Annotated in this window: 14 protein-coding genes; 5 read left to right on the top strand and 9 right to left on the bottom strand. The window is 65.6% G+C overall.

Annotated features, from left to right (window positions below):
• Position 1 precedes the first annotated feature (1 nt).
• The 4 genes from ACZ522_RS02490 to ACZ522_RS02505 form a co-directional block, all read right to left on the bottom strand.
• Positions 2-1,024, bottom strand: a complete 1,023-nt coding sequence (locus ACZ522_RS02490; RefSeq protein ID WP_379695182.1) for an ABC transporter permease — start codon at positions 1,022-1,024, stop codon at positions 2-4.
• Positions 1,021-1,968 carry an ABC transporter permease gene (locus ACZ522_RS02495; RefSeq protein WP_464391766.1) on the bottom strand — a complete coding sequence of 316 codons (948 nt, stop codon included), beginning with the start codon at positions 1,966-1,968 and terminating at the stop codon, positions 1,021-1,023. The genes ACZ522_RS02490 and ACZ522_RS02495 overlap by 4 nt, the downstream gene beginning before the upstream one ends.
• Positions 1,969-2,089: 121 nt before the next feature.
• Entirely contained in the window at positions 2,090-3,928 is a 1,839-nt protein-coding gene (locus tag ACZ522_RS02500) for an ABC transporter substrate-binding protein (protein WP_379695178.1), read from the bottom strand.
• 116 nt (positions 3,929-4,044) lie between these two features.
• Positions 4,045-4,263 (bottom strand): hypothetical protein, encoded by a 219-nt coding sequence (locus ACZ522_RS02505; protein WP_379695176.1) that lies wholly within the window; start codon positions 4,261-4,263, stop codon positions 4,045-4,047.
• Between the two features lie 111 nt (positions 4,264-4,374).
• Here ACZ522_RS02505 and ACZ522_RS02510 point away from each other — a divergent pair, with 111 nt between their 5' ends.
• Complete coding sequence (locus tag ACZ522_RS02510; protein ID WP_379695174.1) at positions 4,375-4,833, top strand: universal stress protein; 459 nt, start codon at positions 4,375-4,377, stop codon at positions 4,831-4,833.
• Positions 4,834-5,092: 259 nt separating this feature from the next.
• On the opposite strand, the gene ACZ522_RS02515 is transcribed toward ACZ522_RS02510, so the two are convergent.
• Together ACZ522_RS02515 and ACZ522_RS02520 are read right to left on the bottom strand one after the other, a co-directional pair.
• On the bottom strand, positions 5,093-6,748 hold the full coding sequence (locus ACZ522_RS02515) for a right-handed parallel beta-helix repeat-containing protein (RefSeq protein WP_379695173.1): 1,656 nt from the start codon (positions 6,746-6,748) through the stop codon (positions 5,093-5,095).
• 100 nt (positions 6,749-6,848) lie between these two features.
• Positions 6,849-7,688, bottom strand: a complete 840-nt coding sequence (locus ACZ522_RS02520) for an NAD-dependent epimerase/dehydratase family protein (RefSeq protein ID WP_379695171.1) — start codon at positions 7,686-7,688, stop codon at positions 6,849-6,851.
• Between the two features lie 127 nt (positions 7,689-7,815).
• On the opposite strand from ACZ522_RS02520, the gene ACZ522_RS02525 reads away from it, so the two are divergent.
• The 3 genes from ACZ522_RS02525 (at position 7,816) to ACZ522_RS02535 (ending at position 11,338) form a co-directional block, all read left to right on the top strand.
• Entirely contained in the window at positions 7,816-8,754 is a 939-nt protein-coding gene (locus ACZ522_RS02525; protein ID WP_379695170.1) for a dihydrodipicolinate synthase family protein, read from the top strand.
• Positions 8,755-9,262: 508 nt separating this feature from the next.
• Entirely contained in the window at positions 9,263-10,294 is a 1,032-nt protein-coding gene (locus tag ACZ522_RS02530; RefSeq protein WP_379695168.1) for an SGNH/GDSL hydrolase family protein, read from the top strand.
• 135 nt (positions 10,295-10,429) lie between these two features.
• The gene (locus tag ACZ522_RS02535; RefSeq protein WP_379695166.1) at positions 10,430-11,338 is read left to right on the top strand and encodes an AEC family transporter; all 909 of its coding nucleotides are present in this window, start codon (positions 10,430-10,432) and stop codon (positions 11,336-11,338) included.
• Between the two features lie 603 nt (positions 11,339-11,941).
• On the opposite strand, the gene ACZ522_RS02540 is transcribed toward ACZ522_RS02535, so the two are convergent.
• Positions 11,942-12,712, bottom strand: coding sequence for an IclR family transcriptional regulator (locus ACZ522_RS02540; protein ID WP_379695164.1), 771 nt, complete (start codon positions 12,710-12,712; stop codon positions 11,942-11,944).
• A 160-nt stretch (positions 12,713-12,872) separates the two neighbouring features.
• On the opposite strand from ACZ522_RS02540, the gene ACZ522_RS02545 reads away from it, so the two are divergent.
• Entirely contained in the window at positions 12,873-13,721 is an 849-nt protein-coding gene (locus ACZ522_RS02545; RefSeq protein ID WP_379695162.1) for a fumarylacetoacetate hydrolase family protein, read from the top strand.
• A gap of 275 nt (positions 13,722-13,996) precedes the next feature.
• Here the strand turns inward: ACZ522_RS02545 and ACZ522_RS02550 are convergent, their stop codons facing one another.
• Entirely contained in the window at positions 13,997-14,677 is a 681-nt protein-coding gene (locus ACZ522_RS02550; protein WP_379695160.1) for a hypothetical protein, read from the bottom strand.
• Between the two features lie 80 nt (positions 14,678-14,757).
• On the bottom strand, positions 14,758-16,992 hold the full coding sequence (locus ACZ522_RS02555) for a glycoside hydrolase family 3 N-terminal domain-containing protein (protein WP_379695158.1): 2,235 nt from the start codon (positions 16,990-16,992) through the stop codon (positions 14,758-14,760).
• Positions 16,993-17,076 lie beyond the last annotated feature (84 nt).

Raw genomic sequence — 17,076 nt, forward strand, 5'->3', positions numbered from 1 at the left:
GTCAGTCACTTTGGCTGGCGGACGGTGCGTCCTTCTTCGGTGCGTCCTTCTTCGTCGTGTTCGCGTGCCGGGCGCGGAGGCGGACGTTGAACAGGCTGTCGAGCCCCTGCGAGAGGAGGACGAGGCTGAACGACAGGAGGAAGATGCAGACCATCGGGAACACCATCCAGTGTATCATGTCGGGCCGCGTCAGCGCGTTCCCCTCGTACGCCAAGTTCATCATCACGCCCCAGTTGAACGTGGTGAAGGGGAGGATGCCGAGGAAGTACAGCCCGACGGACTCGAAGATGATGCGGCGGGAGGTGATTGCGCCGTTTATCATCACGTACGGCATGAGCTGCGAGAGGATGTCCCGCCGGAGAATCGACGAGAGGGGGATGCCCATTATCTCCGACGCCTCGACGTAGGACTCCTCGCGGATGCTGAGCACCTGCGACCGGACCGTGCGGGCGAGTCCCGGCCAGTTGTCGATGCCGAGGAACACGCCGACGAGGTAGGGGTTCTCCGGCTGGAAGATGGCCGTGATGACGATGATGAGCGGGAGGCCGGGAATCGTGATGACCACGTCCGTGAGCGTCATCAGTACCGTGTCGATTCGCTGGCCGTGTTTGAATCCCGAGAGGACGCCGACGAGGGCGGCGAACCCGACGCTGACGATCGCCCCGGCGAATATCATCTTGAAGATGCCCGGCGTCGCGTGGATGAGTTGGGCGTGAATCGGCTGCCCGAACACGTCCGTTCCCAAGGGATAGGCCAGATTCTCGAACGGCCCCACGAGGACGGGCGCGTCGCCGCTGGTCGGCTTGTCCACGAGGGCGACGCCGACGGTGCCCATGAATATGAACATCGCGAGGAGGGCGCCGCCGAGGAGGGCGCGCCAGTCGTTGACGGCCACCCGCGCGGGCGCGAGCACGTTCAGGTCTATCGCGCGCTTGAGTCGAACCCGCGTCGATTCGGGTTCGTGGTCGATGCTCTCGTCGTAGACGCTCTGTAGGTCGAAGCTGTCTGTCTCTGGGTTGCTCATGACTCCTCCACGGAGATTCGCGGGTCGATGAGGCTGTACGTGAGGTCGGCGACGAAGATGGCCGTCAGCGAGATGGCCGTGAAGACGATGAGCGTCCCCATCAACAGCGGGTAGTCCTGCGTCTTCACCGCCTCGAACATCAGCAGTCCCATGCCGGGGTAGGAGAACACCTGTTCGACGATGACGGCGCTACTGAACACGCCGGCGATACCGATCATGAACTGCGTGTACATCGGCAGTATCGCGTTGTGTCCGAGGTACTGCGTCGCGATTCGCGTGTCGCGGAGGCCGCGGAGTTGCGCGACGCGGACGTAGTCCTCCCCGAGGATTCGTATCGCGTTCCCGCGCATCGAGAGGGCAGCCGAGGTGGCCAACACCCCCATCGAGAGGGCGGGCAGTGCGGCGTGTTTGACGAGGCTTATCATGAACTCCGGATTGTACCCCACCGGGACCCCCGACCCGATTCGCCCGCCGACCGGGAAGAACGACTGGCGAATCGCGAGGAAGTAGATGAGGACGACGCCCACGATGTAGTAGGGGACGGAGTTGAGCGCGATGACCACCGAGGAGACGCCGGAGTCGAACCGCGATTTCTCCTTGTACGCGGTCAGGACGCCGAGGACGATACTGAGCGAGTACCCGAGGGCGAACGCGTACAGGCTGATGAACATCGACCACGGCAGACGCTGCAGGATGAGCGTCGTGACCTTCTCGTTTTTGAAGAACGACCGCCCGAGGTCCTGATACAGCACCACGTCCCGGAGGTAGTTCAGGTACTGGACGTGGACCGGTTGGTCCGGACTGACGTTCGTGTACAGCTGAATCAGCGTGTTCAGGCGGTCCATGTCGATACCCGTCGAACCGCTCTGCGAGAGGATGACGCTCTTCATCGCCTCCGCCGGGCCGCCCGGCATCGCCTGATACAACGCGAACGACAACGTGATCGTCACGAAGAACGTCAGCAACGCTTGTCCGATCCGTTTCAACAGATATCGTGGGGTCATGAGATAACGTCCACCGTGCGATATTATAAACGTTTAGCTGTGATGTATTACGCCGGACATTTTACTTCGAGCTGATCCATCCGTTCTTGAAGGCGAACTGCCCCGGTCGGTTCGTGTTGAGCTCTTTGTCGCCCTCCGTGGGCATCGAGAAGCTTTCGACGTCGCCCCAGTAGCCGGAGTCCTCCTCGACGAACACGAGGTCCGGGAGCGCGTAGTTGAACCACTGCACGAGCGTCCGGGTCTTCTCTTTGACCGCCTGTTGGGACTTCGACGAGGGGAGCTCGTTCATCAGCGTCGCGGGCTGAATCTCCGTTCCGCTCCCCTGTACCTCCTTTGCGCCGACTTCGCTCGGGATGGTCGTCGTGAACGGCTTGCCGGTCGGACCGGTCTCTCCGCCGCCGGAGGGGTCGCCCACTTCGATGCCGTAGAAGTTGTTCGAGTAGTACGCCGACGGGTGCCACAACGCCTTCGCGACGTGCCAAATCCAGAAGATGTCGGCCTGGTACGTCTGCAGGCGCTGGTAGTAGTCCGAGGAGCTGACGGTGCTTATCTTCGTCTGGAGGCCGAAGGAGTTCAGCTGGTCGTTGAACACCTTCGTCGCCTGCACCTGCGTGTTCTTGTTCTGCGTCAGCACGGTTAACGTGAACTTCTTGCCGTCGGGGTCCACCCACGCGCCGTTCTTCTTCGTGTATCCGGCCTGTTCCATCAGTTTGGCCGCGCCCTCGGTGTCTTTCCCCGTCGGGTAGTCGATGAGTTTATCCACGAAGCTCGACCCGAGGTACTTGTCGTGGATGGTCGAGCGAAGCGCGGTCTGTGTCTCGGGCGGCTTACCGACGGTTCCGGCCTGCCGCATCGCGGCGACCATCGATTCGAGGTCCACGGCGTGCGCGATGGCCCGGCGAACCGGGAGCTTCGCGAGGTGTTCGTTCTTGAAGTTGAAGGTGAACTTCTGCATCCGGAACCAATTGAGGCGGTAGACGTTCTGTATGTTCTTCGGGTAGGTGCTCTTCTGGGACTCCGACATGAGCACGTCGGGGTTCATGTCGAGTTTGTTGTTGACGGCGAGGGAGTCCACGTCGGCCGTCGTCTCGGGGACGATCTTCACCTTCGGGACGTTCGTCCTGTCGGCGTACGGGTGGTCCTCGAACTTCTCCAGCGTCGTCTCCGAGGAGTTGAACCCGGTCACCTTGTAGAGGCCGTTGCCGAGTCCGTCGTCTATCAACTGCTGGGTCGTTATCTTCATGTTCAGCAGTTCCTCGGTCACCGAATCGCGTTCGCTCTGGTCCGCGGCGTCTTGGAGCTTCGTGAGGTACTCCTTGTAGACGGACCGCGGCGTGTTGACGAACGTCTCCGCCACGTCGGCCTTCATGAGGTTCGGCGCGACGGCGGTCTTGAACGTCCGTTCGATGGTGTAGTCGTCCACCAGCGTGTTGCTCTCGATGTTGGACTCCTCGGGTTGCTGCAGTCGGTCGATTTCGAGGCCGATGTAGTAGTCCTCGGCCGTCAGGTCGTCGCCGTTCCACCACTTGAAGTCCTTCGGGAACTTCAGCGTGAGCGTCTTCCCGTCGACGGACATCTCTTCGAGGAGGTCCGGCCGAACCGACCCGTCGGCGTACCCTCTGGCGACCTGTTCGAACAGTTGGTCCTGGAGGGTGTGAGCGTAGTTGCCGAGGCTGTACCGGTTGAACTGGACGTCCGTCGCCGGTCGGCCGGCCGGGAAATCGAGGGTGTCCTCTCCCGACCCGCTTCCGCCGCCGCTTCCCCCGCCGCCTCCGCCTCCCTCGGCGGTCGCCGTCGTCTCCGAGTCACTAAAGCAACCCGCCAAGCCGGCAGTGCCCGCGACGGTGCCGTACTTGACGAACTCTCGTCTGCTCCAACGGTTTGAACTCTCTTTCGCCATGCGTCATCACTTATCATACCGGGCGCTCCATAAATACGTGTTGGTAAGCACTAATATTAGATTCGAGACATTTCGCAGGGGTGGGTCCCCCACCTTCGGAGGGGCATATGTCCGGCTCACCCGCGGTGTATCGTCCAGAGGAGCGCGGACATGACCACGAGGAGGACGGCGAACGTCGCCAACTGCACCAGCGCCAGCACGTAGGTGCTCGTCCCGGGTTCGACTTCCGTCAGCGACAGCAACAGGAGGACGACGGACACCGCCGAGATGACGAGTACCACCTTCATCTGAGTCGTGTAGTCTCGGAGGACGTCGACGAGTCGCGTCTCGGCCATAGCGACTACTCGCGCCCGGCGTATTTGATTGTGTTGTCCGTCGGAGAGTGTGCCGTCCGCGAGAGTGTCTCCGTCGATAGAGTTAGATAACGGGGGTCGCATGCCTACGGTATGGACCGAGGAGTAGTCCTCTTGGAGGACACCGAGATGCACAGGCGACTCCTGCGCGAGGCCAAAGAGCACGCCGTCGGGGCCGACACCGACCTCGTTCTGTTGGTGACGCTCACCGAGGAGGAGTACGAGGAGACCCACGAGATGCTCGACACCATCGGGAGCGTCGAGCACACGACCTACACCGACGATCAAGTGCTCACCGCGGCGACGAACGTCGCAGAGGAACTGGCCCGCGACGTTCTCGCGGACGGTGCCGTCTCGTACGAAATCGTCCCGCGCGTGGCCGACGAGAAGGACCGCGCAGAGACCGTCGTGACCGTCGCCGAGGAGACGGGAAGCGACCACGCGTTCGTCCTCGGACGAAGGCGGTCCCCGACGGGGAAGGCGATATTCGGCGACCTCGCCCAGCACGTCGTCCTCAACTTCGACGGGTACGTCACGCTTCACGCCCAGTGAGGCGGTGACGCCGTTCGAACGGCCTCGTTCGACCGCGCGCCTCGGAACTCGGCCTCTTGGACGGCGACCGGTACCGCGAGACGGCGGAACGGGCCGTCGAGGCGTCGGTCCGCGTCGTAGACGACGGCGCGGTACGGCGCGTCGCAGGGCCGCCGGGCGGCCCGGAAGCGCCCTCACGGACACGCCCTACGGGCAGGAGTGGTTCCTGATGGCCGCGAACGCGTTCCGCTGAGCCGAGTCGCTCGCCCGCTTTTCCGATTCAACGCGTCTTGTCCACCACGTAATCGACGTCGACGTCCGACCCGGGGTCGGTCCGCCACTCGAACACGAGGTCCCAGACGCCCGCTTGGCCGTCCCACTCGAAGTAGCTCTCCCACGAGTAGGTGCTCGACGTGCCGCCGGTCGCGGGTTTCGCGCGGAGGTCCAGCGCCGAGCGTTCGAAGTCCTCCGGTTCCTCGACGCTACCGGGAACGGACGCGTAGTCGGACCCGCGGACGCCCTCGACGCGCGCGGCGGGCGACTCGCCCGAGGAGAGGGTGACCTCGCCGGACGCGAACCCGCCGCCGACGTTGTCGCGGACGACGGTGGTGTTCGAGAACGTCCGGACGTTCTCCTCGGTCCCCGCGCCGCGGACGTCGTTGTTGACGATGCGGTTGTTGTTCGTCTTCGGGCCGGTCTCCAGGATCCCCCACGCCTGCTTCGGGTCGTCTCGGTCGTCGTACACGCGGAGGTTGGTCACCGAGACGCTCTCGGCGGGGATCTGTTCGCCGTCGTTGCGGGAGTCGATGCGGACGCCGTCGCCGTCGCAGTTCTTCACGACGCCGCCCTGCACCGCGAAGTTCCGACAGTTCTGGATCAGGATGCCCTGGTCCGACGCGCCATCGATGTTCACCTCGCCGACGGTCACGTCGTAACACTCCGAGACGCCGAAGATGCCGCGCGCGCCGCCGCGACTCACCACCTCGCCGACGGTGATGTCGTGCGCGCCGTTCGCGACGCGGAACGTGGCGTACCCGGCTGGGACGCCGGGTTCGAGACCGACGACGCCGTTGACCGTCGCGTCCACGGTGTCGTTGAGGAGGACGACGCAACTCGCGGGGTCCACGCCGATTATCTGATCCACCTGCAGGCGGTCCACGCCGTACGTCTCGAACGCGTGGTGGTCGTTGCCCTCGACGTACACCCGTTCGACCTGGATGTCGGTCGAACGCGGCGCGTCGCCGCGGCCGTCGATGCGGACGCCGTCGCTCTTCGTGCCGACGATTCGCAGGTCGCCGAGGCGAACCTCCGAACAACTCGTCAGTCGGACGCCCATCTCCGCCGGTCCCTCGACGACCAGCGACTCGACTTCTATCTGCTCTGCGCCCTCGGCGCGCACGACGGGCAGCACCTCCTCGCCGTCGGGAACCGAGAGCGTCACCGGCGCGTCGAGGATAGTGTAACTCGGCAGTTCGATGGACCCGTCTCCCTCGCGTATCTCGCCCGGCGACGCGACGACCACCTTCTCCTTCGACGTTCGGCCGTCCGTGAGGCCGTCGATGGCCGCCCGCGTGACGGGAACGACGCCGTCTCCGCTGGCAATCTCGCCGTCCGGGCCGTCGGCGTGGAAGACACCCTCCTCGTCCTTCCAGACGACCACGTCCGCCTCGCGGGCCGAGGTGTAGACGTGTCGAACGTCGAGTTCGTCGAGTTCGTAGAGGCTGTGACCGTTGGCGTCCACGTCCCGGTTCCACGGCTTTCCGGAGGGACCGCCCTCCGTCCCTCCGTCGGCGGACGGCGTTTCGGCACTCGCGTCGCGTCCGAGTGCGGCGACGCCGCCGACGCCGAGGAGTGCCATCGCCGTCCGCCGAGTGTACGTCAGGGCGTTCTCCGTCTGCTGTTCGTCACCGTCGCTGTGTGAATGCGATTCACTCACACGATACCGATTACGTTCGTCCGTTAAATAAACTGTCTCTCTTTTGAACGTCCGGGAATCGGACGCATCTACTGCGAAGGCGGCGGAGAACTCGGTCGGTTCACCGGGGCGGACTGTCCCACTCCTCGCCGTCGTCCTGCGGGTTGTAACCGATGCGGGCGCGGGCGTGTTCCAGGTCGTACCACCGGCGGTGGTTGTCGCTCACGCCGCTGAAGATGCCGAACTCCACGTCGTCGTCCCGCAGACAGCAGTCTATCTCGTGGGCGAAGTCGCGGCGGGACTGCCACATCGCCTTCATGCGGGCGACCATTCTGTCGTACTCGGCGCTTCCGCGTTCCGTCGTGCCCTCGTCTACGGCGTGTTCTGCGTCGCCGTACGGGTGGTCGTACTCGGGCATGTTAACGGTACAAACGCGAAGCGCGTAGAACTGCTCGGGGTGCTCGTAGTTCTCGACGTAGTACCGACCCATGTCCTCTCCGTAGGCCTTCGTCATCCCGTAGAAGGAGTCCGGCCGGACCGGGTCGGTGTGGTCGATGACCAAGTCGTGGTCGGGGTAGTAGATGTCGGGAGCGAACTCCTGTTCGTACCCGCCCATGACGTGGTTCGTCGAGAGGAAGACGAACGTCTCCATCTCCGCCTCCCGCGCGGCCTCGAGGGCGTTGTACATCCCGATGATGTTCGGCTCGAACACGTCGTTCCAACTGCCGTCCGTGTCCGGGTACGCCGCCATGTGGACCATCGCGTCCTGCCCCTCCGCCGCGGATCGAAGCGCATCAGCGTCGGCGACATCTCCGACGACGGTGTCGTACCCGCCGTAGGGGTGGTCCTCCGGGCGGTCAGACCGATTGAAGTACGTGAAGTCGTACTCCTCTCGGTCATGGAGGTGGTCTATCACCGCGGTACCGCATCGACCGTACGCGCCGGTCATCAGCACGTCCATACCTTCCCACTCCGAGGTGTCCGTAATAAGTTGCGGGGTTCGCACCAGTGCGCTCTGTACCGCGAAACGCGGCGAGACGGCCTCACTGACGGTGGGTTTATATTCGGCGACCCTGTGGTTACGACCCATGTCATCGTCAGACACATATCTGCGGCGACGCCTGCGTGGCGTCGCCGTCGGGTTGTTGACGCCGTTCGACGACGAACTGCGGGTCGCGCACGGGAAACTCGCGGAGAACGCGCGGACGCTCGCCGACGAGGGAATCGAGACGTTCCTCGCGGCCGCGAACATCAGCGAGTACCACTCGCTCTCGCAACGGGAACGCGTCGAGGTGACCGAGACGAGCGTCGACGCGCTTCCGTCCGACGCCTGCGTCCTCGCCGGCGTCGGCGGGTCCACCGCGGACGCTCGGGAACTCATCGAAGCGTACGACAGAGTCGGCGTGGACGGGATGATGATAATGCCGCCGGACCACACGTACCTCCACGAGCGCGGACTCCTCCGCTACTACGAGAAACTTGACGAGGCCACCGACACGCCCCTCGTCCCCTACGTCAAGGGGTTCGACCCCTCCGTGGCCTACCTTCGGGACCTCACCCACATCGACGGCGTGGTCGGCATCAAGTACGCCTTGGAGGACCCGGTGAAACTGGGTGCCGGCGTCGCGGCCGGGGCGGACGACGTGGTGTGGGTGGACGGCCTCGCGGAACCGTACGCCGTCTCGTTCTGGAACGAGGGGATCGAGGGGTTCTCCGCCGGCGTCAGCAACTTCCGGCCGGAGGTCGGACTCGCCCTCTTCGACGCCCTCTCCGACGCCGACTGGGAACGCGCCCGGACGATTCGGGACCTCACGCTCCCCTACCAGAACTTCCGCGACTCCACCGGCCGGGACAACGACATTCCGGGCGCGGTCAGCGTCTCCGCGGTGAAGAAGGGACTCGAACTCGCCGGCCTCCACGGGGGGCGGGTCAGAGAACCGATTCGCCCGCTCTCGCCCGAGGACGAGCGGAGAGCGGAGGAACTCTACGCCCAACTCGACGACGACATCGAGCGAGTCATCGGGTAATCCGGTCCGTCCGCCGAGTCGACGTCTGTTTCTCCGTACCGTGGCGTCTCGCCGTCGCAGTCACCGTCTAGCTGCGACACCGGCCGCCTGTCCCCCGGTTTCCCGTTAGAACGCGTCACCTCCGGAACATCGCGTCCGGACCGGGCCTCCACCGCCGACCCGTTCGCGCTGGGGGAACGGAATCGAGCGGGGGACCCCCGCCTGAGCGGAAAATCTACCCTGGTAGTTCCCGACAGGGGAACCGTTCGATTAACGGCTCGTACCAGCCGGTCGTCGGCGGTTCGTCCACTCTCGAACGCGATTCGCCGCTCGGAGACGGTTCCACGAGCGCCGAAATTCGCCTCGAACGGACGAACTGCGACCGGACGTTACAGTTCTATGTGCGTAACGGTTCGGCCGCAGGGAACCGGGGCGTGGTAGCAGTCACCGAATACGCCGAACGAATCGTTCGACCGCCCTCCGGCGGCGGGGATACCGATAAGTGGGTGTACCGCGCAGGGAACCCTACATGAGACGAGACGGTATCACGTTTCACAACGTTCGGGAACTCCGCGACGTCGAGGGCGACGGTCTGAGACTCCAGCGAGTGCCCGAGGACGTTCGGACCCGACTGAACGAGGGCGCACAGACTCGGATGTGTCACCCCGCCGGCGTCGAACTCCGGTTCGTCCCCGACGGGCCCGTGCGAGTGACGCTCTCCTCCCGCGTGCGCGACAGCGTCGTTCGACCGTTCTGGGGCGACTTCCAGGCCGCCGGCGAGGAAGTCGTCGTCGGGGAGGAACCCCGCACCATCGAACTCGAACTCCCCGAGAAACTCACCGACCTGCGTCCCTCGGTCCGGGACGGACTTCGGTACGACCCGCGCCTCTGTCGCCTCGTTCTCCCGGGAGAACACCGCGGCGGACACATTCGTTTCCACGGCGTCGAGGGGGATGTTCGGCCTCCCCGAGAGTCGGAAGTTCCCTCGCTCCGGTATCTCGCCTACGGCACCTCGATAACGGAGGGGGAAGCCCCCAGTAGTGAGACGCTCACGTACGTCAATCAGACGGCGCGGCGACTCGGCGCGGACCCGATAAACCTCGGGTCCTGCGGCACCGCCTACTGCGACGAGGCGATGGCCGAACACATCGCGGGCCGGGGCGACTGGGACCTGGCGACGCTCTCGCTCTCGGTGAACATGGTCGGGACGTTCTCCGTAGAGACGTTCCGCGAACGGGCGGCCGCGATGGTCGATGCCGTCGCGGGGGCGAACTCCGACCGGCCCGTCGCCTGCATCACCATCTTCCCGAACGCCCGCGACTACCGCGTCGGCCACGAGGAGGGCGAGGAGTGCGAACGCTTCCGAGAGGCCCTCAGATCCGTCGTCGCCGACTCCGACCGCGAGAACGTCCACCTCGTCGAGGGACCGGACGTGCTTCCGACGGCCGCCGGACTGACGACGGACCTCGTCCACCCCGGCGACGACGCTATGGTGCGGATGGGCGAGAACCTCGCGCGCGAGTTGAAACCTCTCCTGCCGGCGGTGGAGTCGCCGGCCTGACGCACCGTCGGAACGACCGCTAACCGCGTAAAATCGGATCCTGCGGGCGTATACGCCGAGGGTGTACAATACGGTTTGAGAATCGCCGTCGCCGAGAACGCAAGAGACAAACCGTCCACGGCACTCCGGGCGACTATGAGTGTCGCACTGAAGTTGGGTTACATGCTCGCGCTCCTCGGCGTCGGCCTCGTAGCCAAATCTACGGGCGTCGTCACCGAGAGCCGGCGCGACCGACTCACCGTCTTCGCGTTCTACATCGCTCTCCCCGCCTTGGTGTTCTCCTCGACGTACGCCCAGCCCATCAGCGAAGTCGTCACGCCCACGCTGATGCTCGGCCTGTGGGCCGTCATGTTCCTGATGATAGGCGTCAGCCTCCTCGTCCACCGGTCCATCGCGGGGCGGGGAGCCCGAAGCGTCGCCATCGTCCAGTCGTACCACAGCAACTTCGGCTTCCTCGGGCTTCCGCTCGTCGCTTCCACCTTCGGTCCCATCACCACGGCGAAGGCGAGCATCATCCTCGGCGTCGGTTCGCTCACGCAGGTTCCCGTCACCGTCGCGTTGCTCGTCTCCATCAACGACGCGGACGTGGCGTTCCGCGACGAACTGGTAGAGGTGTTCAAGACGCCGGTCATCCCGGCCCTCGTGACCGGACTGCTGTTCTCCTACTTCGGACTCGGCGTCCCCTCGGTGGTCGCCTCCGGATTGGACGCCGTCGCGAGTCTCGCGCTTCCCGTCGCCCTCGTCTGCGTCGGCGCGTCCCTCTCCGCGGAGAGAGAGTCGTTCGACGCCCGGACGGTCGGCTCCGTGGTCGGTCTGAAGGTGTTCCTCATGCCGATTCTCGCCCTTCTCGTGTTCTCCGCGATGGGATCGGACTGGTCTACCGTCCAAGCGGGCGTGACGATGCTCGCCGCGCCGACGGCCGTCTCGACGTTCGTCTACGCGACCGAACTCGGCGGCGACCCTCGGTTGGCGTCGATGAACGTGTTCGTGACCACCGTCGTCTCCGTCGGAACGCTCCTCGCGGTACTTCGATTCCTCCTCTGAGCCGCCCGCCGAAACCTAACCATCGATAGTTTTAATACCTGAACGGTGTACGTCTGTACCGTCCCGCCTCTCACCGACGGGACTGTGATGCCGCTGCTCCAACACATCACACCGCGACCGACCGCCGCCACGGCCCGCGAAGCTGTTCAACCATCACTGTCTGTCCATGCCGCTTTCGCGGGAGGCCGGTTCGTCGAGGCATCGACGGGCCGGCCGTAACGGTCGCGTTCGATACGCACTGTCGCCGATCCTGCAACGCGCGCAACTCCATCACCGACGGAACCCCGCCTGTACCGAACGTTACTCCTCAGATTCGTTGTATCCGTCATCGAGACTCCCGACAGCGCGGGCCGCCGTCCGCGACAACTGAAGCGTTCCCGAGCCGGGAACTCTCTCGCTCCGTACCCGAGACGCCGAACGGCGCGGTTTTCGGCCTCGGCGGGTCGGAGCGACGGGAGCGGCGTTCGCCCGGACCGGTCGGATTCGGCCGAACGCGACCGATTCGACGCCGAGACGGGACGGAGCTACGCCCGTTCCGGTTCGGATGGCGGGAACGGGACGGAGACGAGGGACGAAACGGGCGGAGTCGGCCGCCGGGGCCCGTCACGCGAACTTCGTGTTCAGTTCGATGACGTTGGCCGCGCGCCGGACGTGATCCGAGAGGTCCCCGTGGAGTTGGTCCTTCGTGAACCGACTCGACGGACCGGTGATGCTGACCGCGCCGAGAACCTCGCTCCCGTCTCTGACCGGCGCGGAGACGCAGCGGAGGCCCTCGATGTTCTCCTCGTCGTCGATGCCGAACCCGCGTTCGCGGATGGCTTCGAGGTCATCGTACAGTTCCTCCTCGCTGGTCACCGTGTTGGCGGTCACCGGTTCGAACGACATCGACCGGACTATCTCCTCGGTGCGTTCCGGCGGGAGGAACGCGAGGATGGTCTTGCCCAACGACGTGGAGTACATCGGCGCTTGCGTCCCGACCCGAGAGCGAGTCTCGACGGCGTACTCCCCGGCCGCCTTGTAGAGGTACGACACCTGCCCGTGCTCTTCGATTCCGAACTGGACGATTTCGCCCGTCTCCTCGGCCAAGGAGTCGACCTCTTCGCGGATGACGTCGTAGTTTCCGACCTGCTCTCGGACGTGCGTCGCCATGTCGAGAAAGCGGAGACTGAGTCGGTAGCCGTCAGCCTCCCGGACGAGTATCTTTCGCTCCTCCAGCGTTCGGAGGTGACTGTGGACGGTGCTCTTCGAGTGACCCAACTCGTCCGCGATTTCGGTCACCCCGATTCGACCCCTGTCCTGCAGGAGGTCGATTATGTTGAACGCTATCTTCACCGAACGGATGGTGCGCCCCCGACGTTTGTTCGTGCTTGTCATACGACGACCCACGGTACGACCGCCCATAAATTTGTTCCCGAGCGGGGAACGAGACGACGGTCGTTCGCGGCCTCTCTCTGCTCTCCGTCCGCCGACGCGTCGCGGGCGAAAAAGGTTCGGTCCCGAAGAATTATCTTGCAGTGCGTCGCACCACCGAGTGATGCGATTCGTACGATTCACTGCGGACGGAAGCGTCGGCTGGGGCGTTCGAGACGGCGACCGAATTCACGACCTGCGGGCGCACGCGACGGGCGTGCCCTCGTACGGCGACGTCGCGTCCGCGGGCTACCGAAACCGAGTTCGAGACGCGGTCGAACGGGGGTCGCTCACGACGCACGACGCCGAGGACGTGAAGGCGTTAGCGCCGGTAGCCCAGCCCGGGAAGATAATCTGCGTCGGCCTCAACTACCACGACCACGCCGAGGAACAGGACGAGGAGGTGCCGGAGAAACCGATGCTCTTCGCGAAGGCGCCGTCCGCGGTGACGAACCCCGGAGACCCCATCGTCCACCCCGCAGACGTCGAACAGGTGGACTACGAGGTCGAACTCGGCGTCGTCATCGGACGGACCGCCCGAAACGTCGAGGAGGCGGACGCCGACGACTACGTGGCGGGGTACACCGTCGTCAACGACGTGAGCGCGCGCGACGCCCAGTTCGAGGACGAACAGTTCTTCCGCGGGAAGAGTTACGACACGTTCGCGCCGATGGGCCCGGCTCTCGTCACCGGCGACGAACTCGACCCGAACGACCTCGAAGTCGAGTGCACCGTCAACGGCGACGTGAAGCAGTCATCCACGACGGCGGAGTTCATCTTCGACGTCGGCGAACTCGTCGAGTACCTCTCCCACCGGATGACGCTCCACCCCGGCGACGTCATCTCCACGGGGACGCCCGGCGGCGTCGGCATCTTCCGCGACCCGCCGGAACTCCTCGAACCCGGCGACTCCGTCACCGTCTCCGTCGACGGCATCGGCGACCTGACGAACCCCGTCGTCTCCGAGGACTGAGTCCGCCTTCGACCGTACGGAAACGCTCGGTACCGCGCGGTAGCGGCACTCTTCCTCCAGTTCTCTCCTCGTTCGTAGCGGGCTTCACCCGCCGGACCGAGCGGTTCGCGGACAGCATTGCCCCGACAGTGACTTACAAATACGTTCGTTATATATCCCATCTCACAGTTGTAACTTTACCTCGATTGCCTTTCCTCCGACGGTCGGAACGGCCGTCTCTGCTCGTGAGTCGTCTTCCGCGCGTGAGCGTCGGAACGGGGATTCGTTCCGACCGCTTATCGGGCGAGTACTCGCGCGGCCCACGCCCGGAACCTCGGTCCGAGGGCGTTCGAATCGACGGCGACCGGGTCGCCGTTCGCGTCGAGGTACGTTCGCTCCTCACCGTCGCGCGTCCAGGCGAGACTCCGTCCCCCGTCGGTCGCGTTCGCGCCGCCGCGGAGTTCGTACCCCGGCGGCGCGCGGAGCGTGAATCGGTCGGTGCCGAGGTAGCGCGGCCCCTCGCTGCCCGAGGCGAACGGCACTCCGGGCCCCTCCGGGGACAACGGCGTAAACACGACTGCGCCGGCGACCGACTCCGCGGCGTCGGCGTCGCGGTAGTCGACCACCAGCGTCTCGCCGTCGATTCGACTGCGGACCGCTTCGGGTTCCGCGACGCTCCGTCTCGTCGTCTCTTCGACGACGGCGCGCCGTAACGACTCGTTCTCAGCGAGGGCGTCGCGTCCGGACGCGAGTTCGACGCGCGCCCGCCACGTCGTCGAACCGTTCTCGTGGAGCGTGACGGTCAGCGTGCTGTCGCCGGCGGTGACGGGAGTGCCGTCCGGGGCTGTCAGGTCGAGCGAACAGACGCCGCAGACCGGCGTCGGCGGCTTTCGCGCGTCCGCGGACGGGACGGCGGCGACGGCGGATAGCGCGAGGAGGAGGGCGATCGCAACCGCGGTAGTTCCGTGGGGACGCATACCTGACAGTCAACATTGAATAACATATCGTTTTCGGATACAGAAGAGACGGCCCGACCCGCCGGCGGCGGACCGACGCCTCAGTGCCGCCCGGGTTCGACGGTCAGCGTCGCCGTCTCGCCCTCACAGGAGAAGACGAACGCGCCGGGTTCGACCCGTTCGTAGTCGCCGGCGCGGACGGCGAGGGATTCGACGGGCACCGTCATCTCCAACTCGGTCGACTCGCCGGGTTCCAGCGACGCCTTGGCGAACCCGACGTGTTCCCGGACGGGCGTGACGCGCGAACTGACCACGTCCTCGACGAACAGGTCAACCGACCGCTTCCCCGCGCGGTCACCCGCGTTCTCGACGGTCACCGACGCCGTTACCGTCCCCGCGGGGCCGACGCTCTCGGTTGAGAGCGTCAGGTCCGACACCTCGAAGTCGGTGTAACTCAGGCCGTGGCCGAACGGGTAGAGGGGGTCGTACGAGTCGGGGTGTTCGTCCGCGCCGATGGGCGTCGGGTGCGGCAGGTGGTCGAACAGCGTCGGCAGGTGCGCCGCGGACCGCGGGACGGAGACGGGGAGGCGACCGCTCGGGTTGTGGCGGCCGAACAGCGTCTCGGCCACCGCCGTCCCGCCGTCCATCCCCGGAAAGTAGGCCGTGAGGATACCGGGGACGTTCTCGTCGGCCCACGGAATCGAGAGGGGGCGACCCGACACGAGGACGAGAACCGTCGGCGTCCCCGTCTCCTGTACCGCCTCCAGCAGGTCCCGTTGGGCCTCGGGGAGTTCCAACCGCGTCCGCGTCGGGAACTCGCCGGTCGGACGGGTGATCTGCTGGGGGCCGAACTCGTGGATGTACCAGTCCTCGCCGAGGACGACGACGGCGGCGTCGGCGTCCTCGGCGGCGTCCGCCGCGGCGTCGATGCCGACGTCCTCGGTGATAGTCGCCCCTTCTTGGTACGTCACCGACTCCTCGCCGACGACGTCTTCGATGCCCTCGCGGACGGTCACGCCCTGCAGGTCCGTGTCGTCCATGACGCTCCACCCGCCAAACTGGTTGTGCAGGTCGTCGGCGTTCGGCCCCGTCACCAGGACGTCGTCCAGCGACTCCGAGAGGGGGAGGACGCCGTCGTTCTTCAGGAGCGTCATCGACTCGCGGGCCGCCTCCAACGACGCCTCGCGGTGGTCCTCGGTCGAAAGCGCCTCCGACGCGGCGTCGGGTTCGACGTAGGGGTCCTCGAACAGGCCGAGTCGCGCCTTCAGTTCGAGGACGCGTCGAACGCTCTCGTCGAGGCGACGTTCCGATAGCTCCTCCTCGCGGACGAGTTCGACCAACTCCGCGGCGTAGTCGGGGCCGCCGACGGAGACGAGGTCCAGACCGGCGGTGAACGCCTGCCACGCGGAGGTGCGCCGCGAGTCGGAGGTGCGGTGGTCCTCGTGGAGGTGATCCACGCCGCCCCAGTCGGAGGTGACGAACCCGTCGAAGCCGAGTTCGCCCCGCAGGAGGTCCGTCAGGAAACGCTCGGACCCGTGAGCGGGTTCGCCGTCGACGGAGTTGTAACACGGCATTACCACGTCCACGCCCGCCTCTAATACTCGCTCGAACGCCGGGAGGAACGTCCGGCGGAACGTCGATTCGGATATCTCGACCACCGAGGCGTCCTCGCCGCGTTCGGGTTGCCCGTAGGCGGGGAAGTGCTTCGCCGTTGCGGCGATTGTCGGGTCGTCGCCGTCGGGTCCGCGCAGGCCGCGCGCCTCCGCGGCGGCGAGTTCGCCGCAGAGGTACGGGCTCTCGCCGTACGTCTCGAACACCCGCCCCCAGCGCTGGTCGCGGACCACGTCCGCCGTCGGGCCGTAGTTCAGCGTCGCGCCCGTCGCCCGCGCCTCCAGACCGGTCACCTCGCCGCCGCGTTCGACGAGTTCGGTGTCGCGCGCCGCGGCCATTCCGACGTTGTGCGGGAAGATGGTCGCGCCGTTGATGTAGGCGTGCCCGTGCACGGCGTCTACGGGAATCAACAGGGGGATGCCGAGGCGCGTCTCCTCGATTGCGTGCCGTTGGAGGCGGTTCGCCACCTCAGCGGCCCGTTCGGGTTCATCGAGCGTCGTGATGGCGATACCGAACGGCGACACCGCGCCGATGTGGTCCTCGGCTATCTCCCGTTCGGCGTCCTCCATCGTCTTCTCGGTGCCCAACTTTCCGACGTACGTTCCGGCGAGTTGCCCGGCCTTCTCTTCAAGCGTCATCTCCGCGAGCAACTCGTCGATGTCGTCCGCCGAAACGCCCGGAAGCGCTCCGTCGGACCGCCGGCCGTTCTCCGTATCCGAGTCCATGCGTCCCACATCTTCGACCGGCGACATAACCTCTTGGGAACCGTCCACATCTCCTGACGCCTCCGCGGCTGCGCGTACCTCCGA

Source organism: Halopelagius fulvigenes, assembly GCF_055398025.1.

What these genes read in the sequence shown, in the direction of transcription:
- ACZ522_RS02490 (WP_379695182.1), bottom strand. Translation starts at nt 1,024, where the DNA reads ATGAGCAACCCAGAGACAGACAGCTTCGACCTACAGAGCGTCTACGAC.
- ACZ522_RS02500 (WP_379695178.1), bottom strand. Translation starts at nt 3,928, where the DNA reads ATGGCGAAAGAGAGTTCAAACCGTTGGAGCAGACGAGAGTTCGTCAAG.
- ACZ522_RS02505 (WP_379695176.1), bottom strand. Translation starts at nt 4,263, where the DNA reads ATGGCCGAGACGCGACTCGTCGACGTCCTCCGAGACTACACGACTCAG.
- ACZ522_RS02510 (WP_379695174.1), top strand. Translation starts at nt 4,375, where the DNA reads ATGGACCGAGGAGTAGTCCTCTTGGAGGACACCGAGATGCACAGGCGA.
- ACZ522_RS02520 (WP_379695171.1), bottom strand. Translation starts at nt 7,688, where the DNA reads ATGGACGTGCTGATGACCGGCGCGTACGGTCGATGCGGTACCGCGGTG.
- ACZ522_RS02525 (WP_379695170.1), top strand. Translation starts at nt 7,816, where the DNA reads ATGTCATCGTCAGACACATATCTGCGGCGACGCCTGCGTGGCGTCGCC.
- ACZ522_RS02530 (WP_379695168.1), top strand. Translation starts at nt 9,263, where the DNA reads ATGAGACGAGACGGTATCACGTTTCACAACGTTCGGGAACTCCGCGAC.
- ACZ522_RS02535 (WP_379695166.1), top strand. Translation starts at nt 10,430, where the DNA reads ATGAGTGTCGCACTGAAGTTGGGTTACATGCTCGCGCTCCTCGGCGTC.
- ACZ522_RS02540 (WP_379695164.1), bottom strand. Translation starts at nt 12,712, where the DNA reads ATGACAAGCACGAACAAACGTCGGGGGCGCACCATCCGTTCGGTGAAG.
- ACZ522_RS02545 (WP_379695162.1), top strand. Translation starts at nt 12,873, where the DNA reads ATGCGATTCGTACGATTCACTGCGGACGGAAGCGTCGGCTGGGGCGTT.
- ACZ522_RS02550 (WP_379695160.1), bottom strand. Translation starts at nt 14,677, where the DNA reads ATGCGTCCCCACGGAACTACCGCGGTTGCGATCGCCCTCCTCCTCGCG.
- ACZ522_RS02555 (WP_379695158.1), bottom strand. Translation starts at nt 16,992, where the DNA reads ATGGACTCGGATACGGAGAACGGCCGGCGGTCCGACGGAGCGCTTCCG.